Origin of the sequence: Brevundimonas sp. (genome assembly GCF_036399195.1) — a bacterium.
Taxonomy (GTDB): domain Bacteria; phylum Pseudomonadota; class Alphaproteobacteria; order Caulobacterales; family Caulobacteraceae; genus Brevundimonas.
Map to the genome: position 1 here is coordinate 1 of NZ_DASWNO010000002.1, position 23,765 is coordinate 23,765.

Sequence of the window (23,765 nt, forward strand, 5' to 3'; positions counted from 1 at the left end):
CGCGGCCGGGTGTTCGTCTCGGGCGCCGAGTGGATCGCCGAGATCGAGGGCGTCGGACCTCTGGCGGGTGAGACCGTCGTGGTGGAGTCGATCGACGGGCCGAAACTGAAGGTGCGCGCGGCCTAGCGGCTCAAGTCCTCAATCCCCCGATTGGCCAGCTGATCGGCGCGCTCGTTCAGTTCGTGCCCGGCGTGACCCTTCACCCAGTGCCATTTGACCTCGTGGCGGGTCCGGGCTTCATCGAGGCGGCGCCACAGGTCCTCGTTCTTGACCGGCTTCTTGTCGGCCGTCTTCCAGCCACGGGCCTTCCACGGACCGATCCACTTGGTGATCCCGTCCATGACGTAGCGGCTGTCGGTGTGCAGATCGATCCGACAGGGCCGGGTCAGGGCCTCCAGCGCGCTGATCGCCCCCATCAGCTCCATTCGGTTGTTCGTCGTCAGCGGCTCACCGCCCCACAGCTCTTTCTCGTGGCCCTGACCGGTCTGCAGGACAGCGCCCCAGCCGCCGGGACCGGGGTTGCCCTTGCAGGCGCCGTCGGTGTGGATGATGACGTGACTCATTGCCCGTCCCTAACAGGTTCGCTTGGCGTCGCGCCACCGAACGGCCTATATGCGGCGAGAGATTTGGAACGGGCCGCACGGCCCGACTGAGGAGACTGTCCCGTGGGTTCATTCAGCATCTGGCACTGGGCCATCGTCGCCATCATCGTGCTTCTGCTGTTCGGGGGTCGCGGCAAGCTCTCCGGTCTGATGGGCGACGCCGCCAAGGGCGTGCGCGCGTTCAAGGACGGTCTGAAGGACTCAGACGAGACCAAGCCGGCGGACGAGCGGGCCGGCGCCCTGCCTCGCACCGACGCGGAAAAAGAAGACTTGAAGTCGTAAGCCGCGCCCCGACGGCGGAGACCTGACGCATGGGTGGCCTTGGTCCCGGAATCGGGGGCGGCGAATACCTCATCATCGCGATCGTGGCCCTGCTGGTCGTGGGCCCCGAACGGCTGCCCCTGCTCCTTCGGAAGCTGGGGAAGATGGTGTCCAAAGCCCGCGCCATGGCCAACGAGTTCCGCTCAAACTTCGACGAGATGGCGCGCCAGTCCGAGTTGGACGAGCTCCGCAAGGAGGTCGAGGCGCTGCGCAGCGGGCAAGGCATGCACGCGCTGGGCGCGGACGCCGATGCGGCTTTCCGCGACATCCGCGACGAGCTGAACCGCCCGGTGAACGCAGTCCCCGCCCCTGCCCCGGAGGCGATGCTCGGCGCGCCCGACGAGTGGCCCGACAGCGCGCCCGTGATGGCGCCGCTTGAGCTACCCGCCCCGCCGACGCCTGCGCCCGCCAAGCCGCGCAAACCCCGCGCAAAAGCGGGCCCGGCGACCGCCGCCAAGCCCGCGGCCCGGAAGCCCCGTGCGCCCCGGCCGAAGAAGGTGGACCTGTGAGCGCGCTCGACCGCGACGAGGCTGAGATTGAGGCCTCGCGCGCGCCGCTGATGGATCATCTGATCGAGCTGCGCGGCCGGCTGCTGATCTGCGTCGTGGCTTTCGTCCTCGCCTTCCTGGTCTGCTTCTATTTCGCCAGCCCGCTCTACATCTTCCTGGTGAAACCCTATGTCGCCGCCAGCGCCATGTACGCTGCGCAAGGCGCCCACGCCTCGCCGATCGACCTGATCTCGGTCATGGCGGGGCTCAAGCCGGTCCCGTCGGGGCAGCCGCAGGCGGTGCAGCTGATCTACACAGCGCCGCTCGAAATCCTGTTCGTGAAGATGAAGCTGGCCGGCCTCGGCGCCGTTGTCGCGGCCTTCCCGGTGCTGGCGTACCAGCTCTACCGGTTCGTCGCCCCGGGCCTCTACCGCAACGAGCGTGGGGCCTTCCTGCCGTTCCTGCTGGCGGCGCCCGTCCTGTTCCTGATCGGCGCGGCGCTGGTCTACTACATCATGCTGCCGTTCGTGATGCTCTTCTCGCTCGGGCAGGGGTTCGAGACCGAAGTCGCCTCGGCGACCCTGCTGCCGAAGGTCTCGGAGTATATGAGCCTGGCGACGGCGCTGATCCTGTCGTTCGGCCTGTGTTTCCAGCTGCCCGTCATCATGACCCTGCTGGGTCTGGCCGGCATCATCAGCTCGAAGGTCATGGCGGAGGGTCGGCGCTACGCCATCGTCGCGGTGGTCGTGCTTGCCGCGATCGTCACGCCCCCGGATCCGATCAGCCAGCTCATGCTCGCCGTGCCGCTTGTGCTCCTCTACGAGATCTCGATCTGGTGCGTCCGGCTGATCGAGCTGCGGCGCCGCAAGACCGAGGCGGCCGGCGCCGGAGCCTGACCGGAACAACGCCAGAGCGGGGCCGTTGTGTCGAGCACCAGACACAGGAGCCATCCATGGCACGCTTGATCCCCCTCTACGTTCTCGCCGGCTCGGCGCTACTGCTCGCCGCCGCCTGCACCCCCGCCGCCAATGACGCGGACACAGCGGCTGACGCCGGCTCCGACACCACCACGATCATCGAACGCGAAGTTCCGGCCGATCCGGTCGTGGTCGAGCGTGAAGTGCCTGTCGCCACGCCGCCGGTGATCATCGAGCGTGACCGCCCCGCGGGCGACAGCACCACTGTCCGCGCCGGAGAGAACGGCATCGAGGTCGAGACCACCAACCGCTAAGAAGCGGTCCCCTACAGACAAGAGGCGCCGGACGGCTTCCCGTCCGGCGCCTCTTTCCTTGGATCAACGGCTGACGATCAGCAGCTGTAGTACATGTCGAATTCGACAGGATGCGGGTGCAGCTGCAGGCGCATCACCTCTTCCATCTTCAGCTCAATGTAGCTGTCGATGAAGTCGTCATCCATGACCCCGCCCTTCTTGAGGAAGGCGCGGTCCTTGTCGAGGTTGTCGAGGGCTTCCTTCAGGCTGCCGCAGACCTCCGGGATGTTGCCCCGCTCTTCCGGCGGCAGGTCGTACAGGTTCTTGTCCGCCGGAGCGCCCGGATCGATCCGGTTCTCGATCCCGTCCAGGCCCGCCATCAGCAGGGCGACGAAAGTTAGGTAGGGGTTGCCCATCGGATCGGGGAAACGCGCCTCGATGCGCTTGGCCTTCGGCGAGTTGACCCACGGAATCCGGATCGAGGCCGAGCGGTTGCGGGCCGAATAGGCCAGCTTCACCGGCGCCTCGTAACCGGGCACCAGCCGCTTGTACGAGTTGGTCGTCGAGTTGGCGAAGGCGTTGATCGCCTTGGCGTGCTTGATGATGCCGCCGATGTACCACAGGCACATGTCAGACAGGCCTGCGTATTTGTCGCCCGCGAACAGGGGCTTGCCGTCGCGCCAGATCGACTGGTGGACGTGCATGCCGGAGCCGTTGTCGCCGAAGGTGGGCTTGGCCATGAAGGTGGCCGACTTGCCGTAGGCGGCCGCGACGTTGTGGATGACGTATTTGTAGAGCTGCGTCCGGTCGGCCATGGTCAGCAGGTCGCTGAATTTCAGGCCCAGTTCGTGTTGCGCCGGAGCCACCTCGTGGTGGTGCTTCTCCGGCTGCATGCCGAGGTCCCGCATCACGCCCAGCATCTCGCCGCGCAGGTCCTGGGCGCTGTCGGTCGGGTTGACGGGGAAATAGCCGCCTTTGTGCGTCGGGCGGTGGCCCATGTTGCCTTCGGAATACTCCGACGCCGTGTTGGCCGGCAATTCGATCGAGTCGTAGGTGTAGCCGGTGTCGTTAGGCGCGGTGCTCCAGCGCACGTCGTCGAAGATGAAAAACTCCGCTTCGGGGCCGAAATAGACGGTGTCGCCCACGCCGGACGACTGGACATAAGCCAGCGCCTTCTTGGCCATCGAGCGGCTGTCGCGGTTGTAGGGTTCGCCCGTGTCGGGGTTCAGCACGTCGCAGAACAGGAACAGCGTCGTCTGCTGGTAGAAGGGATCGATCCAGAAGCCGTCCAGGTCGGGCTTCAGCAGCATGTCGCTCTCGTTGATGGCTTTCCAGCCGGCGATCGACGAGCCGTCGAACATCGTCCCCTCTTCCAGGAACTCCTCGTCCACCAGGTCGATGTCAAAGGTGACGTGTTGCATCCGCCCCTTGGTGTCGGTGAAGCGCAGGTCGACGTATTTGACCTCCTTCTCCTTGATCTCCTTGAGGATCTTGCTGGCGCTCATCGGTGGACGTCCTGTGGGTTCGGGGAGGAACAAAAAACGCCGCCTGGGCGGCGGGGTGAAAGGGTCAGACGGCCTGCGGTCCCGTCTCGCCGGTGCGGATGCGGATGACGTCCAGAACATCGGAGACGAAGATCTTGCCGTCGCCGATCTTGCCGGTGCGGGCGGCGGTCTGGATGGCTTCGACGACGGACGTAACCATGTCGTCGGGAACCACCACCTCGATCTTGATCTTGGGCAGGAAGTCGATGACGTATTCGGCGCCGCGATAGAGTTCGGAATGGCCCTTCTGGCGGCCGTATCCCTTGGCCTCGAGCACGGTCATCCCTTGCACGCCAGCGTCCTGGAGCGCTTCCTTCACTTCATCCAGCTTGAAGGGCTTGATGACGGCTTCGATCTTTTTCATGGCGATTCCCGCGCCCGGTCTCAGGCCGTGCGCACGGGACGTAAAGGGACATTGCATTGCACAATAAGGCAAGTGTTTTTCCGGCTCCGGCGCCATCGGTGATCGGACGGGTTGGGCGATGAGCGGCCGCGCGGACACCGACTGGCGACCGTCCCTGCCCTGGCCTGGAGCCGATGCGCACAAGCACGCGCGCGGGCGCCTTGGCGTGGTTTCAGGCAAGGCCAGCCAGACCGGAGCCGCTCGGCTGGCGGCCCGCGCCGGCCTGCGTATCGGCGCGGGCGTCGTGCGGATTCTTTGCCCACCCGACGCGGCCGCTGTCATCGCTCCTGCGATCGAGGCTGTGATGCTCAGCCCGTTCGGCTCGCCAGAGGCGCTCGCCGAGCTGGCTGAGGGCATGCACGCGGTCGTCATTGGGCCGGCCGCGGGCGTGACGGACGCGACCCGCGCCAACGTCCGGGCGCTGGCGGCGACCGGCGCGGCGCTGATCGTCGACGCGGACGGCTTGACGGTTTTCGAGGGCTGGCCCTCCGACCTGTTCGACGTGCTGGACCGAGACGACGTTTTGACGCCGCACGAGGGCGAGTTCCGGCGCCTGTTCCCCGGATTGCTGGAGAACGGCCGGGAGGCGGCGGCGCGCGCGGCGGCGGAGAAGGCGGGCGCCGTGATCGTTCTCAAAGGTCCCGCCACGGTGATCGCCGCCCCGGACGGCCGCATGGCGACCAACGGCAACGGCGCGCCATGGCTGGCCACAGCCGGGACGGGCGACGTGCTGGCGGGCATGATCGGCGGGCTCACGGCCCAGCGCATGGACAGCTTTGACGCAGCAAGGGCGGCGGTCTGGATGCACGCCGAAGCGGCCCGCGGTTTCGGCCCAGGCCTGATCGCCGAAGACCTGCCCGACCGCCTGCCCGCGGTGCTGGCGGCGCTGTACGACCCGCGCAGCTGAGCCGTCTGCGGCTTCGCGACCGGTTCAATTCGCCGACGAAGCGGCTTATCAGCAGGACAGGCCGCCGGAGACCCGTCTTGCTGATCGTCCTGTCCCCGGCCAAGCGGCTGGACTTCACCGAAGCGGACCCCGCCCTGCCCGCGAGCGAGCGGCGCTTCCGCGAGGACACGGCATCGCTTGCCCGGACGGCGCGGGCGCGGACCGTGGCCGAACTGCGCGGCCTGATGAGCATCTCGGACGACCTGGCCCGGCTGAACCGCGAGCGATTTCAGGCCTTCGAGGCCGATTCGACCGACGGCGTTCAGGCGGCCTTCGCCTTCGCCGGCGACGTCTACGAAGGGCTGAGAGCCCGCGAGCTCGACGCGGACGGCCTGGCCTTCGCCCAAACGCACATCCGCATCCTGTCCGGACTCTACGGCCTGCTCCGGCCTCTGGACCGGATTCAGCCGTACAGGCTTGAGATGGGCACGCGGCTGAAGACCCGGCGCGGCTCCAGCCTCTACGACTTCTGGGGCGACCGGATTGCGAAATGCCTCAACGCCGACGCGAACGGCATGGCCGACCCGACGCTGGTGAACCTGGCCAGCCAGGAGTATTTCGGCGCGGTCGACGCCAAGGCGCTCAAACTGCGGGTCGTCACGCCTCAGTTCCGCGAGGCGAAAGACGGCGAGAGCCGGATCATCTCCTTCTTCGCCAAGAAGGCCCGCGGGTCCATGGCGCGATTCGCCGTCGATGAAGGGGTCGAGCGGGCCGAGGATCTGAAGGCCTTCGACCGCGACGGCTATCGCTTCGATAAGGCCGCGTCGTCGGCCTGCGACTGGATATTCATCAGATCGGGAAATTCCTGACAGCCTGTCGCCTTCGCGGCCGCGAACCGCTAGGCTTGCCCTCCACGACAGACGAACGAGACTTCCATGTTCCAATGGCCAAAACGCGGTGACGGCTCAGAAGCGGCGGCCGAGCCGTTCCGCGACATCGGCGACCTGAAAGGCCAGGTCGCGGTCATTTCCGGGTCTACCTCGGGCATCGGCTTGGCCTTCGCCCGCGCCGTCGCCTCTCGCGGCGGCGACGTGGTGTTGAACGGCCTGGGCGACCCATCCGAGATCGAGCGTACGCGCGCTGAGCTGGAAGCCAGCTGCGGAGTCCGTGTCCGCTACCACGCCGCCAATATGCTGCGCGGCGACGAGGTCGCCGACATGGTGGCCTTCGGCAAGCACCAGCTGGGCCGCGTCGACATCCTGATCAACAACGCGGGCATCCAGCACGTCGAGGCCGTCGAGAAGTTCCCGGCCGACAAGTGGGAGCAGATCATCGCCATCAACCTGTCGTCAGCCTTCTACGCCACGCGGGCGGCGATCCCGATCATGAAGGCGCAGGGCCGCGGCCGGATCATCAACCTGGCATCGGCGCACGGTCTGGTCGCCAGCCCCTTCAAGTCGGCCTATGTCGCGGCCAAGCACGGCATCATCGGCTTCACCAAGACGGTCGCCCTCGAAGTCGCGCAGGACAACATCACCTGCAACGCCATCTGCCCCGGCTTCGTCGAGACCCCTATCGTCGAGAAGCAGATCGCCGATCAGGCGCGCACGCGCGGCATGTCGAAAGAGGCGGTGCTGAAGGATGTCATCCTTGGCTCGCAGCCGACCAAGCGGTTCGTCACCACGGACGAGCTGACCGGGATGATGCTTTATCTCGTCTCCGACCTCGGCGCCTCGGCCAACGGGGCCAGCTTCTCGATCGACGGCGGCTGGACGGCGCAGTAGCCGCAGCGTTGCGGTCCGGCGGCTGGACTGTGACGAAATCCGAGCGAAGATAGGCGATCAGGTCCGCTGAGACGGACGGGAGGATCGTCATGTACCGATACTGGATGGCGGGCGCCGCGGCCTTGCTCCTCGCGACGACTTCGATGGCCCAACAACTTCCTTCTGGCGTCGTCCCGACCCCGCTTCCCCCCGGCGCGGCTCCGCCGGACGAACTGCTGGAAACCTGGAACGAGCGCGTGAGCGCCGGTCCCCCCGTCGGGGCGATGCGCGAGTTCGACGGCTGGAGCATGGGCGCCGCCATGCCCCTGGCCCGGTCAGAGCACGGCGTGGCTGAGCTGGACGGCAAGATATGGGTGCTCGGCGGCTACCCGCCCGGCCGCCTGCCGTCGAACCTCGTGCAGATCTACGACCCGGCAACGAGCCGCTGGTCGCTCGGCCCTCGTCTGCCCCAGCCGCTTCATCACATGATGGCCGCGGCGGTCGATGGAAAGCTCTACGTCATCGGCGGCGAGGTTGACGGGGCCAGCACGGGGCGACCCGAGGTCTTCATCAATCACGTCTGGATGCACGACCCGGCGGTCGGCGGCTGGATCCAGCGCGCGTCCATGCCGACCCCGCGCAGCGGCGGCGGCAAGGCCGTGATCGACGGCAAGATCTATGTGGCCGGCGGGCGGCCGCCGGGCGGCTCGGCCTTCGAGGTCTACGACCCGGCGACCGACGCATGGGAGCGGCTGCCGGATATGCCGACCCAGCGCAATCACCTCGCCATGGTGGCGCTGAACGGGAAAGTCGTCGTCGCCGGCGGCCGGTTCGGTCCGGGCGCCGGCGCTGAGCGCACCGACATCGTCGAAATCTACGATCCCGCGACCCGAACCTGGACGCGGGGCGCGCCGCTCCCGGCTCCACGCGGCGGCGTCACCGGCGCGGCGCACGCGGGCTGCATGTTCGTCTTCGGCGGCGAGGGCGAACCGACCCACGTCCTGGGCCTGACGCCAAACACCTACGCCTACGACCCGCGCACGGACCGCTGGACACAGTTGGCCGATCTTCCGATCGCGGTTCACGGCCTCAAGGGCAGCGCGGTGATCGACGGCCGAATATTCCTCCCCGGCGGCGGCATCACGCTCGGCGGCAACAGCGGCACCAACGCCATGCAGGTGTACCGGCCGACGATGAGCTGCGAGTGAGCTGCCGGGCCGGAGTCGAACGCGCGCCTAACCCGTGAAGCCCGCCGCTCGACGCAGCCGGTCGTTGATCGCCTCTCCCAGTCCCTCGTCCGGGATCGGCGAGACGGCGATCCCGGCCGGCCGTTCCCGATCCGCCTCGCGCAGCATCCGGAACAGGTTGGCGGCGGCTTCACGCAGGTCGCCGGCGGGGCTGAGGCTCCAGCGTGGATCCCCGGCGCCGGGACCGAAGCCCAGCAGGATTTCACCGGCGCCGGCCGCCTCGGCCTCGATTCGCACCGGCGCGTCCGGAGCATAGTGGAGGGTCAGCCGGCCGGGGGAGCGACGCCCCTCCCCGCCCGCCGCCAGCGGCCCGACCTGCGCCTCGATCTCGGCCCGGGTGACCGACCCGGGCCGCAGCAGGGCGATCCGACCGTCCATGACCGACACCACGGTGCTCTCCACCCCGACGACGCAAGCCCCCCCGTCGATGGCCCCGGCGGCGGCGAACCCCGTTTCCTCGACCGCGTCCGCGAAGGTGGTGGGGCTGGGGCGGCCGGAGCGGTTCGCCGACGGCGCGACGACGGGCCCTCCGAAGGCCGAGAGCACGGCCCGCGCGCGAGGATGGCCCGGCACACGCACGGCGATGCTGTCCAGCCCCGCCCGCGCAAGATCACAGACCGCGTCTCCCGCCCTGGCCGGGGCCACGATCGTCAGCGGGCCCGGCCAGAAGGCCTCCGCCAGGGCGCGCGCGGCCTCGTTCAGCTCAGCGACGGCTTCGGCGCCCAACAGGTCCGCGACGTGGGCGATGAGCGGGTTGAACCGGGGGCGTCCCTTGGCCGCGAAGATAGCGGCGACGGCCGCGGCGTTGCCTGCGTCGGCGGCCAGGCCGTACACCGTTTCCGTGGGCAGGATAACCAGACCGCCCGCGCGGAGGACGCGAACGGCGTCCTCATCGGACGCGCTCAGGCGGGCCGCGCCTGCAGCGCCACCCGAACCGTCACCTCCCGCCCGATCAGCCTGTTCCACGGCCCTGAAGTTCCTATCCCGAAATCGGTGCGATCGAGGGTGAACGCGCCCGTCAGTTGGGCTCGCGCGCCTGCGACGCGCAGGTCGACGGGGAAGGCGACGTCGCGCCGCCGGCCCTTCACCGTCACCTCCGCGCGAGCCGAATAGCGGCTTCCGCCCAGCGGCTCCAGCGACTTGAGCTCGAAGCGGATGGTCGGGTGCCGCGCCGCGTCGAGAAAGGCCGGGCCGATGGCGCGTTGCGTGACAGCGGCCGGCGACATCCGCAGCGAGCCCGACTGGACGGTCACAGTCGCGCGCGCCCCCTCGGGCCGCCCGGGATCCAGCTCCGCCTCGCCCCGCCACTCCGAGAACCGGCCAACATGCGACCCGCCAAAGGCCCGCACGGACATTTCGATTCGCGAGCCTTCGCGGTCGAAGACCCACGCCGCCGGCGCGGCGGCCGTCAGCAGCAGCGCCGCCACCAGCCATGCGACGACGCCGGCAGGCCTCACGGGCGCCGCGGGATGAACGGGAGCATCCGGTGCAGCACGTTGTCCCGGTCGATGAAGTGATGCTTCAGCGCGCCCGCGACGTGCAGGGCGATGAGGACGTACAGGGCCTTTGCCGCCGTTTCGTGCAGGTCCATCAGGTCGCGCGCCACATCCCGGCCGCCGCCGATGGGCAACAGCGGCCATTCGAACAGGCCGAAGAAGTTGATTTCTCGACCCGAAGCCGAAGACGCCGCCCAGCCGACCAGCGGCATCGCCAGCAGCAGGACGTAGAACAGGACATGGGTCGCGCGCGCCGCCAGCTTCTGCCAGCGCGGCGCACGCTCGGGCAGCGGGATGGCTGGATTGGCGGCCCGCCAGGCGAGCCGCGCCAGCGTCAGGACAAGGATCGTCAGACCGACGGACTTGTGCAGGTCGATGAACAGCCGGGTGTCCTCGTTCGCCTCATGCGCATTGATCAGCAGCACCTGCGTCACGACCAGCGCGGCAGTGAGCCAGTGCAGGGTCAGCGACACGGTCGAATATCGATTGCGCGGCTCGGCCACGGGTCCTCCTGCGGTGCGAATGCAGGCCAGACTGACGCAGGCTGCGCCGTTCGCCAACCCGTCGCTTGCATCCCCTTGGGGCAAGGCGGCATGAAAGTGCGAACACCGCCACGCGAGCCGCCGCCTCATGACCTACCGCGCCCCCGTCCGCGATCTCGCTTTCGCCCTCCAGGCCGTCGCGGGCATTGATCAGGTCGCCGCCACGGGCGCCTTCGCCGACTACGATACGGACGTGCTCGGGGCCGTGCTGGAGGCGGCGGCGCAGTTCTCCGAGGGGGTGCTCGCGCCGCTGAACCGCATCGGCGATCAGAAGGGCTCGACCTTCAGGGACGGCGATGTGACGGCCGCCCCCGGGTTCGCGGACGCCTATCGGCAGTTCGCCGCGGGCGGCTGGACCGGCCTGTCAGCGCCCGCCAGCGCCGGCGGCCAGCAGTTGCCCAAAGCGCTGGAGCTGGCGGCCTATGAGACGGTGCACGCGGCGAACATGGCGTTCGGCCTCTGTCCGATGCTATCGCTCGCCGCGATCGAGGCGCTGGAGGCGCACGGCACGCCGTCGCAGAAGGAAACCTACCTTACCAAACTGGTCAGCGGCGAATGGACGGGGGCCATGGTGCTGACCGAGCCTCAGGCGGGCTCCGACCTGGGCGCCCTGACCGCCACGGCGACCCCGACGGGCGACGGGACCTACGCCCTGAACGGCCAGAAGATCTACATCACCTGGGGCGACCACGACGCCACGGACAACATCGTCCACATGGTGCTGGCGCGCCTGCCTGACGCCCCTCCGGGACCGAAGGGGATCAGCCTGTTCCTCGCCTCCAAATATCTGGTCGGGCCCGACGGCGCGCTGGGCGAGCGCAACGCCTTCCGGCCCGTCGGCGTCGAGCACAAGCTGGGCATCCACGCCTCGCCGACCTGCGTCATGGCCTACGAGGGCGCGACCGCCGAACTGGTCGGCCAGCCCAATCAGGGCCTGGCCCATATGTTCGTGATGATGAACGCGGCCCGGCTGGCCGTCGGCGTAGAGGGCGTGGGGATCGCCGAGCGGGCCTATCAGCACGCCCTCGCCTATGCGCTCGACCGGCGGCAGGGACGTTCGGTCTGGACCGGCGAAGCCAACGCCCCGATCGTCGACCACCCTGACGTGCGTCGCACGCTCGCAGTCATGAAGGCGAAGATCGCCGCCGCGCGCGCCATCTGCCTGTCGACGGGCGTGGCGGCCGATCTGGCCAAACACAGCGCGGAGCCGGACGACCGTCGTCGCTGGAAGGGCCGCGAGGACCTGTTCACCCCCATCGCCAAGGCGTGGTCGACCGATGTTGGCGTCGAGGTTGCCTCGCTCGGCGTGCAGATTCACGGCGGCATGGGCTTCATTGAGGAGACCGGCGCCGCCCAGCACTATCGCGACGCCCGGATCGCCCCGATCTACGAGGGGACCAACGGCATCCAGGCCATGGACCTCGTCGGCCGCAAGCTGTCGCAGGACGGGGGGCAGGCGGCGCGCGACCTTATCGCGGACATGAAGGTCACGCTGGCGCAGCTGCCGATGATCTATTCCGGCAAGCCGCTCGAGCGGTTCGCTGCAGCCGTCGAAGCGGTCGAGGACGCCACCCTGTGGCTGATCGACGCCAAGTCCGATCCCGCTCGCGGGGCCGACGTGCTGGCGGCGGCCGACGCCTATCTGAAGCTTGTCGGGGACGTCGCCGGCGGTTGGATGCTGGCCAAGGGCGCGCTGTACGCCCGGGATCAGCTGGACGGCGGTCAGGGCGACGCGACATGGCTCGAGGGCAAAATCACCCTTTACGAGGTCTACGCCGCCAACGTGCTGGGCCACGTCACCAGCCGGCTGGCCGCCGTTGGACAGGGCGGGGCGCTGCTGGAGCGGATGAGCGTGGACGTGCTCGCGGGGTAACAGGCCCCGCTCCCGCGCCCGTCAGATGTGGATCACACGCCCATACGCGTCGAGCGCCGCCTCGTGCATCGCCTCCGACATGGTCGGGTGCGGGTAGACGATGCCGTGGATGTCTTCTTCCGTCGCCTCCATGGCGATCGCGGTGACATAGCCCTGGATCATCTCGGTGACCTCCGCGCCGATCAGGTGGGCCCCGATCAGGGCGCCGGTCTGCGCATCGAAGATGGTCTTCACGAAGCCGTCGGTGTCGCCTGAAGCGATGGCCTTGCCGTTCACCTTGAAGGGGAAGCGGCCGATCTTGACCTCGCGCTTCGCCTCCCGCGCGCCCTGCTCCGTCACCCCGACCGAGGCGACCTGCGGTTGGGCGTAGGTGCAGCCGGCGATGGGCGAGACGACGTTCGGCGTCTTGAAGCCGGCGATGTATTCAGCGGCGTGGATGCCCTCGTGCGAGGCCTTGTGCGCCAGCCAGGGCGCGCCGGCGCAGTCGCCGATGGCGTAAAGGCCCTTCACATTGGTCTGGCAGTGACCGTCGATGGTGATGTGGCCGCGATCCATGTTGACGCCCAGCGCCTCCAGCCCAATGCCGTCGGTGTTGGCGGTGATGCCGACGGCCGAGATGCAGACCTCGGCCTCCAGCGTCTCCGCCTTGCCGCCGGCCTCGATGGCGACCTGCACGCCCTTGCCCCCTCTGGACACCTTCGTGACCTTGCAGCCGGTGCGGAATTTCATGCCGCGCTTCTCGAACGACTTCTGGGCCGCCTTCGATACTTCCTCGTCCTCGACCGGCATGATGCGGTCGACGGCCTCGACGACCGTCACCTCGGCGCCGAGGGCGCGATAAAAGCTGCCGAATTCGATGCCGATCGCGCCGGACCCGATCACCACGATGGAAGACGGCATCGACTTCGGAGCCATGGCCTCGCGATAGGCCCAGATGCGGTCGCCGTCGGCCTCAAGACCGATCTGCGGAATGGCCTTGGCGCGCGCGCCGACGGCCAGCATGACCGCCTTGGCCTCGACCGTGCGCGAACCGCCCGCCTTCAGCTCGATGACAACCTTCGGCGCCGCCGCGCCCTTCTCGAGCCGGGCCGTGCCCTCGATAACCTCGATCTTGTTCTTCTTCATCAGGAAGCCGACGCCCGAGTTCAGCTGCTTCGCCACGGCGCGCGAGCGGGCGATGATGGCGGCGAAGTCGAAGCCCACCTTCTCGGCGGACAGACCGTAGTCCTTCAGGTGCGACAGGCTCTCGTACTTCTCGCCCGACTTGAGCAGCGCCTTGGTGGGGATGCAGCCCCAGTTCAGGCAGATGCCGCCCAGGTTCTCGCGCTCGACGATCGCGACCTTGAGCCCCAGTTGGCTGGCGCGGATGGCGGCGACATAGCCGCCGGGCCCCGAGCCGATGACGATGAGGTCGAATTCCATCTTCAAACTCCGTCACCCTCGGGCTTGTCCCGAGGGCCCATGGCGGACGCCCGCGCGGCGCTCCCCCAGATATCTGTGCCGTCGGCCCCAAGGCTCGCATACGCGGACCGATGGGTCCTCGGGACAAGCCCGAGGATGACGGAAAGGTCAGGCCAGCATCGTCACAGGATCTTCGATCATCGCCTTGAAGACCTGAAGGAACTTCGCGCCGATGGCGCCGTCGACGACGCGGTGATCGCAGGTCAGTGTGACCGTCATCACCGTGGCCACGGCCAGCTGACCGTTCTTGACCACAGGGCGCTGTTCGCCCGCGCCCACGCTCATGATCGCGCCTTGCGGCTCGTTGATGATCGAGGCGAAATGCTTGATTCCGAACATGCCCAGGTTGGAGACGCTAAAGGTGCCGCCCTGGAACTCGTCGGGCTTCAGCTTGCGGTCGCGGGCGCGCTTGGCGAGGTCCTTCGACTCCGTCGCGATTTGCGACAGCGTCTTGGTTTCGCATTTGCGGATGATCGGGGTGATCAGGCCGCCGTCGATGGCCACGGCCATCGCCACATCGGCGTTGTGGTGCATGGCGATGCCGTCGGGCGAATAGCTGGCGTTGGCTTCCGGCACGGCTTTGAGCGCCATGGCCGAGGCCTTCAGCACGAAGTCGTTGACCGACACCTTGACCCCGTCCTTCTCCAGCAGGGCGTTCACCTTGGCGCGCGCGGCGAGCAGCCCGTCGATCTCGCAGTCTATGGTCAGCGGGAAGTGGGGCACGTCGCGGAAGCTGTCGGTCAGCCGCCGGGCGATCGCCTTGCGCATGCCGTCCAGCGGGATCAAGTCGTAGCTGCCGTCCGGGATGCCCATCTGGGCCAGCGACTGGACCTTGCGCGCCTCGGCGGCGGGGGTTGCGGCCGATGACGGGGCGGCTGGCTGCGCCCCGCCTATCCCGGCGGCCTCGACGTCGCGGCGGACGATCCGACCATGCGGTCCGGTGCCCTTGATGGATTTGAGATCGACGCGATTCTGACCGGCGATCCGGCGGGCCAGCGGCGAGGCGAAGACGCGCTCGCCTGACGCCTGCGGAGCCGAAGCCTTCGGCAGCACCGCCTCGGCGGCTTTCACGCCTTCCGGCGTCGCCACTCCCTGCCCGCTCTCGTGACCCGCCGGCGCCGGTTGGTCGGCAGACTTCTGCGCCTCGACCTTGGTAGCCGGAGCGGCCGCGCCGCCTTCGTCCTTAAGGCGGGCAATCGGCGTGTTGACCTTTACGCCCTCCGAGCCCTCGGGCACGAGGATGTCCGTCACCTCGCCCTCGTCGACGGCCTCGACCTCCATTGTCGCCTTGTCGGTCTCGATTTCGGCAATGACGTCGCCGGCCTTGACCACATCGCCGACCTTGACGTGCCACTTGGTCAGCACGCCCTCTTCCATTGTCGGAGACAGGGCGGGCATCAGGATGTCGGTCATTGCACCCTCCCCGTCGGCGTGACCGGTTCGGCGACCGTCTGGACGTTGTCCGCCTTGATCACATCCGTGACGCCCTGAAGGATCCGGTTGTACGCCTGCTTCTCGTCGTGCCCGTGCCGAACGGCGTAGCCATGCGCCATGTGGCGGGCGGCGTAGGCCAACAGCTCGCCGAACTTGAGCGGGTCGTTGAAGGCGGGCTTGACGGACATCACCGGCTCGCCGTTCGACCACCACATCCGCAGGATTTCGATGGCCTCAGGGTCGGCGGCGACGCTTTCAGGCGTCTTGAGCTGGTATTCGTCGCGCTCGCTCATGCCATCACCTGCTTCACGGCGGCCACGATCTTGTCCACGCCCGGCAACGAGAGGGCCTCCAGATTGGCGGCGTAGGGCAGAGGCACGTCCTCCTGATGCACCCGCATCGGCGGGGCGTCGAGGTAGTCGAAGGCGTGTTCGATCACCCGCGCCACGACCTCGGCGCCGACGCCCATCGGACCCCAGCCTTCTTCGGCCGAGACCAGCCGGCTGGTCTTCTTGACGCTCTCGACGATGGTCTCATGGTCCAGCGGACGCAGGGTGCGCAGGTCGACGACCTCGCAGCTGATGCCGTCCTTCTCCAGCTGCTCAGCCGCCTGCAGGGCGAACCCGACCATGCGGCTGTGCGCCGTGATGGTGACGTCGGTCCCCTCGCGGCGGACCTTGGCCTTGCCGATCGGCAGGACGTAGTCGCCCTCCGGCACGTCGAATTCCAGCCCGTACATCATCTCGTGCTCAAGGAAGACGACAGGGTTGGGGTCGCGGATCGCCGCCTTCAGCAGGCCCTTGGCGTCGGCCGCGTCATAGGGCGCGATGACCTTCAGACCCGGCACCTGGGCGTACCAGGCCGAATAGTCCTGGCTGTGCTGGGCGCCGACGCGGCTGGCGGCGCCGTTGGGTCCGCGGAAGACGATGCCGGCGCGGATCTGGCCGCCGGACATATAGAGCGTCTTGGCCGCCGAGTTGATGATGTGGTCGATGGCCTGCATGGCGAAGTTGAAGGTCATGAACTCGACGATCGGCTTCAGCCCGGCCATGGCCGCCCCGACGCCGAGACCAGCGAAGCCGTGCTCCGTGATCGGGGTGTCGACGACCCGCTTGTCGCCGAACTCCTGCAGCAGCTCGCGGCTGACCTTGTAGGCCCCCTGGTACTGGGCGACCTCCTCGCCGATCAGGAAGACGGACTCGTCGCGGCGCATCTCCTCGGCCATGGCGTCCCGCAGGGCGTCGCGGATGGTCGTCTTCACCAGCTTAACGTCGGCGGGAATTTCCGGGTCGCGCAGCTCGACCTTCGGACCGGCGCGGGTGTCGTCCTTCTTCTCGGGGTCGCCCGCCGCGGGCTCACCGCTGGTCGCCTCAGGCGAATGCCCGACAACCGGCGCGTCGTGTGTCACGGGAGAGCGGGGCGCCGGAGCGGCGTCATCCCCCGACAGACGGGCGATGGGGGTGTTGACCTTCACGTTTTCCGAGCCTTCGGCGACGAGGATGTCGGTCACCTCGCCCTCGTCGACGGCCTCGACCTCCATGGTCGCCTTGTCGGTCTCGATCTCCGCGATCACTTGGCCGGCGGACACGCTGTCCCCGACCTTGATGTGCCATTTGGTCAGCGTGCCCTCTTCCATCGTGGGCGACAGCGCCGGCATGAGAATGTCGGTCACGGTCAGGCCTCCACGTAGACGTCGGTGTAGAGCTCGGACGGATCCGGCTCAGGGCTTTCCTGGGCGAACTGCACGGCCTCGGCGACGATGGCCTTGATCTCGTTGTCGATGGCCTTGAGCTCGTCCTCGGTTGCGCCGGCCTGATCCAGCAGCATCTTCACGTGCTCGATCGGGTCGCGGGTCTTCTTGACCTCGTCGACCTCTTCCTTGGCCCGGTATTTGGCCGGATCGCTCATGGAATGGCCGCGGTAGCGATAGGTCTTCATCTCTAGAATGAAGGGGCCGCCGCCTTCGCGGGCGCGCTTGACGGCCCGGGCCACCGCATCGCGCACGGCCAGCACATCCATGCCGTCCACCTGCTCGCCCGGGATGCCGAAGCTGGAGCCGCGCTCGCTCAGCTGGGTCGTGGACGACGAGCGCTCGATGCTCGTGCCCATGGCGTACTGGTTGTTCTCGATGATGTAGATGGCCGGCAGCTTCCACAGCTGGGCCATGTTGAAGCTCTCGTAGACTTGGCCCTGGTTCGCCGCGCCGTCGCCGAAATAGATGAAGGCGACGCTGTCGTCGCCGCGATAGCGGCCGGCGAAGGCCAGACCGGTTCCCAGCGCCACCTGCGCCCCGACGATGCCGTGACCGCCGTAGAACCCGGTGGCGGTGTCGAACATGTGCATCGACCCGCCCTTGCCCTTGGACGAGCCGCCGATGCGCCCGGTCAGCTCGGCCATGACCTCTTTCGGGTCCATGCCGGCGCACAGCATGTGCCCGTGGTCGCGATAGCCGGTGATGATCTTGTCGTGGCCCTGTTTGACGCTCTCCTGAACGCCAACCGCCACGGCTTCCTGACCGATGTAGAGGTGGCAGAAGCCGCCGATCAGACCCATGCCGTACAGCTGGCCCGCGCGCTCCTCGAACCGCCGGATCAGGACCATCTCGCGATAGAACCGCAGCAGGTCCTCTTTCGAAGCCGCCGGCGTGTTGGCCAACTTGGTCGCCTTGCTGGAATCAGCTTTGGCGGCGGGGGCTTTCGCCATCCGTCATCTCCCGGCTGGGCCCCGCGTTCAGGGCCTCTTCTCGTTACGGAAAGGGGCTTTAGCAGCCTTCGTTCCCCAAAGGCAAAGCACGCCTGTGACGCTGTAACCAAAGTTCACGCAGGCGCCCAAGCGGCGATCAGACGCGTGGCGTCGCCTCGCCGCGGACAGCCGGAGCGGACAGCCGGATCACATAGTCGCGGGGGTCTGAAAAGCCGAGGACGGCTCGCGCCCGCTCTTCCAGCAGATCGCGCGACAGGCTGTCGGTGCGGAGGTAGCGAACCCGGACCTCGAGGTCGCGGCGCTGCTCCAGGATGCTGGCCAGCTGAGCCTCGCGCCGCAGCAGCAAGGCGTCCCGCTCATGACCGCTCAGCAGGCCGCGCTGGCCCGTCAGGGCCTGAACGCCAAGGTAGACGATCAACGACAGGAGGATGACGGAGGGGAGGTAGGGCTTCATCCGTTCGGGCACTGGCGGACGCTCCTTCTGAGCGCAGACTCACGATCAACAGAGTCTGACCGAAAATGCCTAACGAACCGTAGCTTGAGCATACATCTTCCGGCTCCGGTGTGGAGGTGGAAGGACACGAAGGACCCACGAAGAACACAAAGAGGCGACACCCTTCCAAGTCGTGCGCGGCGCCGTGATCATGGGCTTGCGGCGTACGCCGCCTCCAAGATTCAAGGCCCGCAGGCATGTCCGCTTCTCGGAACCTTCGTGTCCTTCGTGGGTCCTTCGTGCGCTTTGTGACGAACCAAGCATGGTTCAACAGCCCCAAAGGCCCGGTCGGCGGGCGCCTACCGGTTCAGCAGCATGCCGTCGCCGAAATAGGCGCCCTGATCGCCCAGCATCTCCTCGATGCGGAGCAGCTGGTTGTATTTGGCGGTCCGGTCCGAGCGCGCCAGCGAGCCGGTCTTGATCTGCCCGCAGTTGGTGGCGACGGCCAGGTCGGCGATGGTCGAGTCCTCCGTCTCGCCCGATCGATGGCTCATCACGGCGGTGTAGCCGGCGCGATGCGCCATATCCACGGCGTCCAAAGTCTCTGACAAGGTCCCGATCTGATTGACTTTTACCAGAATTGAGTTGGCCAGGCCTTCGCCGATCCCAGCCGCAAGGCGGGCCGGGTTGGTGACGAACAGGTCGTCGCCGACGATCTGGACCCGGTCGCCCAGCCGATCGGTCAGCAGCTTCCAGCCGTCGAAATCGTCCTCGGCGCAGCCATCCTCGATCGAGACGATCGGGAAGCGTTCGCACAGGTCGGCAAGGTAGGCGACCATGGCGTCGGCCTCCAGCGTCTTGCCCTCCCCCGCCATGACGTATTTGCCGTCCTTGAAGAATTCCGTGGCCGCGACGTCCAGTCCGAGGTGGAAGTCCTCGCCCGCGAGGTAGCCCGCGGCCTGCCCGGCGCGGGTGATGAAGCTCAGCGCCTCCTCGGCCGAGGCGAGGTTCGGGGCGAAGCCGCCCTCGTCGCCGACATTGGTGTTGTGGCCCGCGTCCTTCAGCTGTTTCCGCAGGGCGTGGAAGATCTCCGCCCCCATCCGCAGGGCTTCCGAGAAGCTGTCCGCACCGGTCGGCAGGATCATGAACTCCTGGATGTCGATCGGATTGTCGGCGTGGGCGCCGCCGTTGATGATGTTCATCATCGGCGTCGGCAGAATGCGCGCCGAAACGCCGCCGAGGTAGCGGTGCAGCGGCAGGGCCGAGGAGATGGCGCTGGCCTTGGCGCAGGCGAGGCTGACGCCGAGGATGGCGTTGGCGCCCAGCCGGGCCTTGTTCGGGGTGCCGTCCAGAGCGATCAGGGCCTCGTCGATGCGGCGCTGGTCCTCGGCGTCCATGCCCGACAGGGCGTCGAAGATCTCGCCGTTGACGGCGTCGACCGCCTTCTGGACGCCCTTGCCGCCCCAAGCGTCCTTGTCGCCGTCGCGGAGCTCCACCGCCTCGTGCGCGCCCGTCGAGGCGCCTGACGGCACAGCCGCGCGGCCGAAGCTGCCGTCGTCAAGGATCACGTCCACCTCAACCGTCGGATTGCCCCGGCTGTCGAGGATCTGGCGGGCGACGATGTCGGCGATGTCGGTCATGGGAGCACTCTGCTGTCAGGGATTTGGGCGGGGTTTAACGCAGCCCTCGGAGAATCGCCACTCGCCCGCCCATCGATCAGGCGCAGCCCTCGACGTACTGGATGCTGGGTCCGCCGGCGGCGACATGTTCGATCCGGCCGTCGGTTCCCACGTGATAGCTGATCCCCCGGGCGGTGGCGTCCTGAACATAGCCGGGCCCGCCGGCCTCGCTCCAGACGGTGACGTACTCCGCTGGGGCCGGGCTGTATTTATGCGGGCTGACTTGCGCCGACGCGCCGTATGCGGCCTTGACCGCCGCGGCTTCGTCGCCGACGCCGAAGCCGCGATCGGTCGTGAGCGTCGCGCCGCGATCCAGCCAGATGCTGGTCAGGACGCCGCGCTCGACCATGACCATAAGGCCAGCGGGGGCACGCGCGGGACGGAACATGTCGCAGGATTCGGGATCGCCCCCCCCGACCGCTTCCGGATTGGCGTCAGCGCCAAGAGCCGTTTCAATCTCCGCCCGGCTCATGCCGATCCGAAGCGGCCCCCAACCCTCCGCCGTCAGCCCGTCTGAAACCGCGGCGGGAGCCACAGCGGCTGCCGGCGGCTCCGGCGCCTTGGGTTCCGGGTCGGGCGCGCCGCAGGCGGCGAGGGCCAGCACGGCGGACGTCAGGCACAGGGGTCGGATCATCGGTCGGCTCCTCGGGTTCGGAGCCACCTAGGCATGAAAACGGCGCGCGGAGAACCGCGCGCCGTCAAACTTCACAGACCGTTTCTCCGTGGAGCGGCCTAGTCTTCCTTGGGGGTCAGGACCTGGCGGCCGCGATAGGTGCCGGTCTTCAGGTCGATGTGGTGCGAGCGGCGCAGCTCGCCCGTGTCCTTGTCCTCGGTGTAGGCGTTGACGCCCAGCGAGTCGTGCGAGCGGCGCATGTTGCGACGCGAGGGCGATACTTTGCGCTTCGGAACGGCCATGTCCGTCTCAATCTTCTTGGTCGGGCGCCAGAGAGGCGCGAAAACAACAGCGGCGGCCCTCGGAAGAGCCGCCAGCGAGCGCGGGCTTATGCCTGAACCCGGCCGGGAGTTCAAGCGGGAGCGTGCGCCTTCAACACCGCCGCCCGCTGCGCCCGCGTCAGGCCGTAGTACAGGCTGTCTTTCCAGACCCCGCCCACGTTCCACGTCTGCCGTGCGGCGCCGGTCCTGACGAACCCAAGTCGCTCGAGCAGGCGAATCGATGCGGCGTTTTCCGGATCGACGTCGGCGGTCAGGACATCGACGCGCCGGGTGGAGAAGACGTGGTCGACAGCCGCCGCGACGGCCTCGGTCGCGAGACCCTGACCCCACACGTCAGGGTGCAGGATGTAGCCCACCTCGGGCAACTCGAAGAACCCGGCCTTGCCGACCACCCGTCCATCAAGCTCGACGACGAAGTCGGGCTGGTCGGTTCCACTCGCGATCATGCCGTCGAGCCACCGGGCCGTCTGCTCCAGCGTCTCGTGCGGCGGCGTGGACCACCAGCGGGTGGCGCGGGGGTCCGACAGAACCGCGTGCATCGCCTCGAGATCATCAGCCCGAGCGGAGCGCAGCTTCAGGCGCGGCGTGAGCAGTTCCATGTCTGGCGAGGTGAAGCCTGGCGCGGAAACGGTCAAGCCAGAGCATGCTCCATGACGACGAAGTGCAGATCGTCCCGCAGGGGCAGCCCCAGCCGCGGGTTGCCGTAGTCGAACGGCAGGGTCTCTCCTGTCTTGCGGTAGCCCAGGCGCTCGTACCAGGCGATCAGGCTGCCCCGCTGGGGGAAGACGGAGATGCGCACCCGACGCGCGCCGAACCGCTCGGCCAGCGCCGCGTGCGCCGCGTCCACCAGCCGTCTGCCCAGCCCGCCGCCCTGCAGCGTTGGGCTGACCGACAACATCCCGAAATAGCCGGTTCCGCCGCCCCGGTCGGCGATCAGAACGCAGCCGATCAACGACTCGTCCCGCCATGCGGTGAGCATCGCCTGTTCCGGGTTGGCCAGAATGTCCGCGAGATCGTCGGGGTCCGTGCGCTGACCACCCAGCAGATCGGCCTCGGTGGTCCAACCCGTCCGAGACGCCTCGCCGCGATAGGCGCTCTCGATCAAGCTGTGCAGTGCCGGGATGTCCGCGGCGACGGCGACGCGGATGGTGATCTCGCTCATTCGCCGAGCATGTCCGCCACCGCCTCGCCGATCGCCAGCGAACTGGTCAGACCGGGGCTTTCGATCCCGAACAAGGCGACCAGACCGTCCAGACCATGAACGTCGCGGCCTGAAAGTTGGAAGTCCGGCTGCGGCTCGCCCGGTCCGTGCAGCTTGGGCCGGATGCCGGCGTAGTCGGGCGTCAGGGCTCCGTCCGGCAAGCCGGGCCAGAAACGCCGGACGTAGCGTTCGAACTCCGCCGCCTTGGCCGGATCGACCGAATAGTCCTCCGTTTCAACATAGGTCAGGTTTGGGCCGAACACCGCCTGCCCGCCCAGATCCTTGCGATAGTGGGTGCCCAGCGCGCCGGGAATGGGCGGCGGGTAGATCAGCCGCTCGAACGGCGCCTTGCCGGTCAGGCGGAAATAGACTCCTTTGCCGAGATGCCCCGTTGGAATAGCGGCCGCCGGGTAACCGTCGATCCGCGCCGCGACGGCCTGGGCTCCAAGCCCCGGCGCCGTAACCAGCAGGCGCGTCGTCAGCGTCGCGCCCGCCTCTCCGCCCGCGGTGATGCTGAAGCCGCCCCCTGGCAGCGGCTCCGCCCGCTCGAAAGGCGTACTGACGACGACAGAGCCGCCGGCGTCCTCGATCTCGCCTTGCAGGGCCAGCATGTAGTCGTGGCTGGCGAAGAGCCCGCTCTCCGGGGACAGGACGGCGGCGCAGGCGCTCAACCCCGGCTCAAGCCCCCTCGCCTGCGCCCCGGTCAGGTGCTCCAGCCGCTCGACCTCGTTGGCCGCGGCGCGCTCGAAAATCGCCTCTATCAGCGGAACCTCCGCCTCCTCGGTCGCGACGACCAGCTTGCCGCATCTGCGGTAGTCGATCTTGTGACTGTCGAGGAAGGCGTAGAGCGCCCGGCGTCCCTGCACGCAGAACCGCGCCTTCAGGCTGCCGGCCGGATAGTAGAGCCCGCCGTGGATGACCTCGGAGTTCCGGGACGACACGCCCTCGCCGATATGCCCGTTCCGCTCGAGCACCAGCACCGACAGTCCGCGCTTCGCAAGCGCGCGCCCGCAGGCCAGCCCCACCGCGCCGGCGCCCACCACCGTCGCGTCGAAGTCGAAGCTCACGCCTTCGGGCCGTACAGATGCGCGGCCCGCGCTTCGAAACAGCGCATCAGCGAGCCGACGGCGCGATCGAAATTCGCATGCAGCATGGCGTCCAGCAGGCGGGACTTGAAGGCGAAGTCGATCATGAACTCGACCCGAGCGCCGCGCGGGTCCGGGAAGAACTCCCAGCGGTTCTTGAGGTGTTTGAACGGCCCTCGAAGCAGCCCTACCTCGACGACGTTGCGATTGCGGTCATGCCGCACCCAGGTCGAGAACCGCTCCTTCAGGAAGGAGAAACCGACCGCGGCCTCCGCGTCGACCAGTGATACACCCGGCGCCTCCTCGCGAGGGCTCCAGGTCCGCATGGCGGTCACCCACGGCACGAACTCGGGATAGGCGTCGACATCCGCCACCAACGCCGCCAGTTCCTCGGGCCGGTAGGGGAGAATCTTCGTGACGCGGTGGACGGCCAAGGGCGG

General features: G+C 68.0%; 28 protein-coding genes. 9 read left to right on the forward strand and 19 right to left on the reverse strand.

Annotation, left to right across the window (positions count from 1 at the left end; translation table 11 throughout):
• Nucleotides 1-122: 122 nt before the first annotated feature.
• On the reverse strand, nt 123-563 hold the full coding sequence (rnhA, locus tag VGB60_RS00135) for a ribonuclease HI (RefSeq protein ID WP_331036264.1): 441 nt from the start codon (nt 561-563) through the stop codon (nt 123-125).
• A gap of 102 nt (nt 564-665) precedes the next feature.
• On the opposite strand from rnhA, the gene VGB60_RS00140 reads away from it, so the two are divergent.
• Genes VGB60_RS00140 through VGB60_RS00155 form a run of 4 tightly spaced genes read left to right on the forward strand, consistent with a single transcriptional unit; the run spans nt 666 to nt 2,642 of the window.
• Nucleotides 666-884, forward strand: a complete 219-nt coding sequence (locus VGB60_RS00140) for a twin-arginine translocase TatA/TatE family subunit (RefSeq protein WP_331036265.1) — start codon at nt 666-668, stop codon at nt 882-884.
• A gap of 29 nt (nt 885-913) precedes the next feature.
• The gene (gene tatB, locus VGB60_RS00145) at nt 914-1,432 is read left to right on the forward strand and encodes a Sec-independent protein translocase protein TatB (RefSeq protein WP_331036266.1); all 519 of its coding nucleotides are present in this window, start codon (nt 914-916) and stop codon (nt 1,430-1,432) included.
• Complete coding sequence (tatC, locus tag VGB60_RS00150) at nt 1,429-2,307, forward strand: twin-arginine translocase subunit TatC (RefSeq protein ID WP_331036267.1); 879 nt, start codon at nt 1,429-1,431, stop codon at nt 2,305-2,307. Before tatB ends, tatC begins: the two co-directional genes overlap by 4 nt.
• A gap of 56 nt (nt 2,308-2,363) precedes the next feature.
• The gene (locus tag VGB60_RS00155) at nt 2,364-2,642 is read left to right on the forward strand and encodes a hypothetical protein (protein WP_331036268.1); all 279 of its coding nucleotides are present in this window, start codon (nt 2,364-2,366) and stop codon (nt 2,640-2,642) included.
• A 77-nt stretch (nt 2,643-2,719) separates the two neighbouring features.
• Here the strand turns inward: VGB60_RS00155 and glnA are convergent, their stop codons facing one another.
• Entirely contained in the window at nt 2,720-4,126 is a 1,407-nt protein-coding gene (gene glnA / locus VGB60_RS00160) for a type I glutamate--ammonia ligase (RefSeq protein WP_331036269.1), read from the reverse strand.
• 64 nt (nt 4,127-4,190) lie between these two features.
• Nucleotides 4,191-4,529, reverse strand: coding sequence for a P-II family nitrogen regulator (locus VGB60_RS00165; RefSeq protein WP_331036270.1), 339 nt, complete (start codon nt 4,527-4,529; stop codon nt 4,191-4,193).
• A 118-nt stretch (nt 4,530-4,647) separates the two neighbouring features.
• Between VGB60_RS00165 and VGB60_RS00170 the strand changes: the two genes are divergently transcribed.
• The 4 genes from VGB60_RS00170 (at nt 4,648) to VGB60_RS00185 (ending at nt 8,425) form a co-directional block, all read left to right on the forward strand.
• Nucleotides 4,648-5,475: an NAD(P)H-hydrate dehydratase gene (locus tag VGB60_RS00170; protein ID WP_331036271.1), complete on the forward strand. Its 828-nt coding sequence runs from the start codon at nt 4,648-4,650 to the stop codon at nt 5,473-5,475.
• Between the two features lie 77 nt (nt 5,476-5,552).
• Complete coding sequence (yaaA, locus tag VGB60_RS00175; RefSeq protein ID WP_331036272.1) at nt 5,553-6,323, forward strand: peroxide stress protein YaaA; 771 nt, start codon at nt 5,553-5,555, stop codon at nt 6,321-6,323.
• A 66-nt stretch (nt 6,324-6,389) separates the two neighbouring features.
• Nucleotides 6,390-7,238: a 3-hydroxybutyrate dehydrogenase gene (locus VGB60_RS00180; RefSeq protein WP_331036273.1), complete on the forward strand. Its 849-nt coding sequence runs from the start codon at nt 6,390-6,392 to the stop codon at nt 7,236-7,238.
• A gap of 89 nt (nt 7,239-7,327) precedes the next feature.
• Nucleotides 7,328-8,425 (forward strand): Kelch repeat-containing protein, encoded by a 1,098-nt coding sequence (locus tag VGB60_RS00185; RefSeq protein ID WP_331036274.1) that lies wholly within the window; start codon nt 7,328-7,330, stop codon nt 8,423-8,425.
• A 27-nt stretch (nt 8,426-8,452) separates the two neighbouring features.
• Here the strand turns inward: VGB60_RS00185 and VGB60_RS00190 are convergent, their stop codons facing one another.
• The 3 genes from VGB60_RS00190 to VGB60_RS00200 are packed head-to-tail and all read right to left on the reverse strand — an operon-like array spanning nt 8,453 to nt 10,463.
• Nucleotides 8,453-9,370, reverse strand: a complete 918-nt coding sequence (locus tag VGB60_RS00190; RefSeq protein ID WP_331036299.1) for an L-threonylcarbamoyladenylate synthase — start codon at nt 9,368-9,370, stop codon at nt 8,453-8,455.
• Nucleotides 9,367-9,921: a YceI family protein gene (locus VGB60_RS00195; protein ID WP_331036275.1), complete on the reverse strand. Its 555-nt coding sequence runs from the start codon at nt 9,919-9,921 to the stop codon at nt 9,367-9,369. The genes VGB60_RS00190 and VGB60_RS00195 overlap by 4 nt, the downstream gene beginning before the upstream one ends.
• Complete coding sequence (locus VGB60_RS00200; RefSeq protein ID WP_331036276.1) at nt 9,918-10,463, reverse strand: cytochrome b; 546 nt, start codon at nt 10,461-10,463, stop codon at nt 9,918-9,920. Before VGB60_RS00200 ends, VGB60_RS00195 begins: the two co-directional genes overlap by 4 nt.
• A gap of 127 nt (nt 10,464-10,590) precedes the next feature.
• Between VGB60_RS00200 and VGB60_RS00205 the strand changes: the two genes are divergently transcribed.
• Nucleotides 10,591-12,375: an acyl-CoA dehydrogenase gene (locus VGB60_RS00205; protein ID WP_331036277.1), complete on the forward strand. Its 1,785-nt coding sequence runs from the start codon at nt 10,591-10,593 to the stop codon at nt 12,373-12,375.
• A gap of 21 nt (nt 12,376-12,396) precedes the next feature.
• On the opposite strand, the gene lpdA is transcribed toward VGB60_RS00205, so the two are convergent.
• From lpdA to VGB60_RS00270, 13 genes are all read right to left on the reverse strand, one after another.
• On the reverse strand, nt 12,397-13,803 hold the full coding sequence (lpdA, locus tag VGB60_RS00210; protein WP_331036278.1) for a dihydrolipoyl dehydrogenase: 1,407 nt from the start codon (nt 13,801-13,803) through the stop codon (nt 12,397-12,399).
• A 141-nt stretch (nt 13,804-13,944) separates the two neighbouring features.
• Nucleotides 13,945-15,249 carry a pyruvate dehydrogenase complex dihydrolipoamide acetyltransferase gene (locus VGB60_RS00215; RefSeq protein WP_331036279.1) on the reverse strand — a complete coding sequence of 435 codons (1,305 nt, stop codon included), beginning with the start codon at nt 15,247-15,249 and terminating at the stop codon, nt 13,945-13,947.
• Nucleotides 15,246-15,563, reverse strand: a complete 318-nt coding sequence (locus VGB60_RS00220) for a DUF5076 domain-containing protein (protein ID WP_331036280.1) — start codon at nt 15,561-15,563, stop codon at nt 15,246-15,248. Before VGB60_RS00220 ends, VGB60_RS00215 begins: the two co-directional genes overlap by 4 nt.
• Nucleotides 15,560-16,942, reverse strand: coding sequence for a pyruvate dehydrogenase complex E1 component subunit beta (locus VGB60_RS00225; RefSeq protein WP_331036281.1), 1,383 nt, complete (start codon nt 16,940-16,942; stop codon nt 15,560-15,562). Before VGB60_RS00225 ends, VGB60_RS00220 begins: the two co-directional genes overlap by 4 nt.
• A gap of 2 nt (nt 16,943-16,944) precedes the next feature.
• Entirely contained in the window at nt 16,945-17,973 is a 1,029-nt protein-coding gene (pdhA, locus tag VGB60_RS00230) for a pyruvate dehydrogenase (acetyl-transferring) E1 component subunit alpha (RefSeq protein ID WP_331036282.1), read from the reverse strand.
• Between the two features lie 136 nt (nt 17,974-18,109).
• A complete protein-coding gene (locus VGB60_RS00235) occupies nt 18,110-18,427 on the reverse strand; it encodes an FtsB family cell division protein (protein ID WP_414644442.1) in 318 nt (105 codons plus the stop codon).
• Nucleotides 18,428-18,765: 338 nt separating this feature from the next.
• Nucleotides 18,766-20,046, reverse strand: a complete 1,281-nt coding sequence (eno, locus tag VGB60_RS00240) for a phosphopyruvate hydratase (RefSeq protein WP_331036284.1) — start codon at nt 20,044-20,046, stop codon at nt 18,766-18,768.
• 76 nt (nt 20,047-20,122) lie between these two features.
• The gene (locus tag VGB60_RS00245; RefSeq protein ID WP_331036285.1) at nt 20,123-20,719 is read right to left on the reverse strand and encodes a hypothetical protein; all 597 of its coding nucleotides are present in this window, start codon (nt 20,717-20,719) and stop codon (nt 20,123-20,125) included.
• A 98-nt stretch (nt 20,720-20,817) separates the two neighbouring features.
• Nucleotides 20,818-21,000: a 50S ribosomal protein L32 gene (gene rpmF, locus VGB60_RS00250; RefSeq protein ID WP_331036286.1), complete on the reverse strand. Its 183-nt coding sequence runs from the start codon at nt 20,998-21,000 to the stop codon at nt 20,818-20,820.
• A 110-nt stretch (nt 21,001-21,110) separates the two neighbouring features.
• Nucleotides 21,111-21,674 (reverse strand): GNAT family protein, encoded by a 564-nt coding sequence (locus tag VGB60_RS00255; protein ID WP_331036287.1) that lies wholly within the window; start codon nt 21,672-21,674, stop codon nt 21,111-21,113.
• Nucleotides 21,671-22,201: a GNAT family N-acetyltransferase gene (locus VGB60_RS00260; RefSeq protein ID WP_331036288.1), complete on the reverse strand. Its 531-nt coding sequence runs from the start codon at nt 22,199-22,201 to the stop codon at nt 21,671-21,673. The genes VGB60_RS00255 and VGB60_RS00260 overlap by 4 nt, the downstream gene beginning before the upstream one ends.
• Entirely contained in the window at nt 22,198-23,307 is a 1,110-nt protein-coding gene (locus VGB60_RS00265; protein WP_331036289.1) for an NAD(P)/FAD-dependent oxidoreductase, read from the reverse strand. Before VGB60_RS00265 ends, VGB60_RS00260 begins: the two co-directional genes overlap by 4 nt.
• Nucleotides 23,304-23,759 (reverse strand): type II toxin-antitoxin system RatA family toxin, encoded by a 456-nt coding sequence (locus VGB60_RS00270; protein WP_331036290.1) that lies wholly within the window; start codon nt 23,757-23,759, stop codon nt 23,304-23,306. The genes VGB60_RS00265 and VGB60_RS00270 overlap by 4 nt, the downstream gene beginning before the upstream one ends.
• Between the last annotated feature and the right edge of the window lie 6 nt (nt 23,760-23,765).

Excerpts from the sequence above, each read along its gene's own strand:
- VGB60_RS00170 (WP_331036271.1), top strand. The coding sequence starts at position 4,648 with ATGAGCGGCCGCGCGGACACCGACTGGCGACCGTCCCTGCCCTGGCCT.
- VGB60_RS00235 (WP_414644442.1), bottom strand. The coding sequence starts at position 18,427 with ATGAAGCCCTACCTCCCCTCCGTCATCCTCCTGTCGTTGATCGTCTAC.
- VGB60_RS00205 (WP_331036277.1), top strand. The coding sequence starts at position 10,591 with ATGACCTACCGCGCCCCCGTCCGCGATCTCGCTTTCGCCCTCCAGGCC.
- VGB60_RS00165 (WP_331036270.1), bottom strand. The coding sequence starts at position 4,529 with ATGAAAAAGATCGAAGCCGTCATCAAGCCCTTCAAGCTGGATGAAGTG.
- tatB (WP_331036266.1), top strand. The coding sequence starts at position 914 with ATGGGTGGCCTTGGTCCCGGAATCGGGGGCGGCGAATACCTCATCATC.
- VGB60_RS00245 (WP_331036285.1), bottom strand. The coding sequence starts at position 20,719 with ATGATCCGACCCCTGTGCCTGACGTCCGCCGTGCTGGCCCTCGCCGCC.
- VGB60_RS00180 (WP_331036273.1), top strand. The coding sequence starts at position 6,390 with ATGTTCCAATGGCCAAAACGCGGTGACGGCTCAGAAGCGGCGGCCGAG.
- VGB60_RS00220 (WP_331036280.1), bottom strand. The coding sequence starts at position 15,563 with ATGAGCGAGCGCGACGAATACCAGCTCAAGACGCCTGAAAGCGTCGCC.
- VGB60_RS00260 (WP_331036288.1), bottom strand. The coding sequence starts at position 22,201 with ATGAGCGAGATCACCATCCGCGTCGCCGTCGCCGCGGACATCCCGGCA.
- VGB60_RS00155 (WP_331036268.1), top strand. The coding sequence starts at position 2,364 with ATGGCACGCTTGATCCCCCTCTACGTTCTCGCCGGCTCGGCGCTACTG.
- glnA (WP_331036269.1), bottom strand. The coding sequence starts at position 4,126 with ATGAGCGCCAGCAAGATCCTCAAGGAGATCAAGGAGAAGGAGGTCAAA.
- rnhA (WP_331036264.1), bottom strand. The coding sequence starts at position 563 with ATGAGTCACGTCATCATCCACACCGACGGCGCCTGCAAGGGCAACCCC.
- pdhA (WP_331036282.1), bottom strand. The coding sequence starts at position 17,973 with ATGGCGAAAGCCCCCGCCGCCAAAGCTGATTCCAGCAAGGCGACCAAG.
- rpmF (WP_331036286.1), bottom strand. The coding sequence starts at position 21,000 with ATGGCCGTTCCGAAGCGCAAAGTATCGCCCTCGCGTCGCAACATGCGC.
- VGB60_RS00215 (WP_331036279.1), bottom strand. The coding sequence starts at position 15,249 with ATGACCGACATCCTGATGCCCGCCCTGTCTCCGACAATGGAAGAGGGC.
- eno (WP_331036284.1), bottom strand. The coding sequence starts at position 20,046 with ATGACCGACATCGCCGACATCGTCGCCCGCCAGATCCTCGACAGCCGG.
- VGB60_RS00185 (WP_331036274.1), top strand. The coding sequence starts at position 7,328 with ATGTACCGATACTGGATGGCGGGCGCCGCGGCCTTGCTCCTCGCGACG.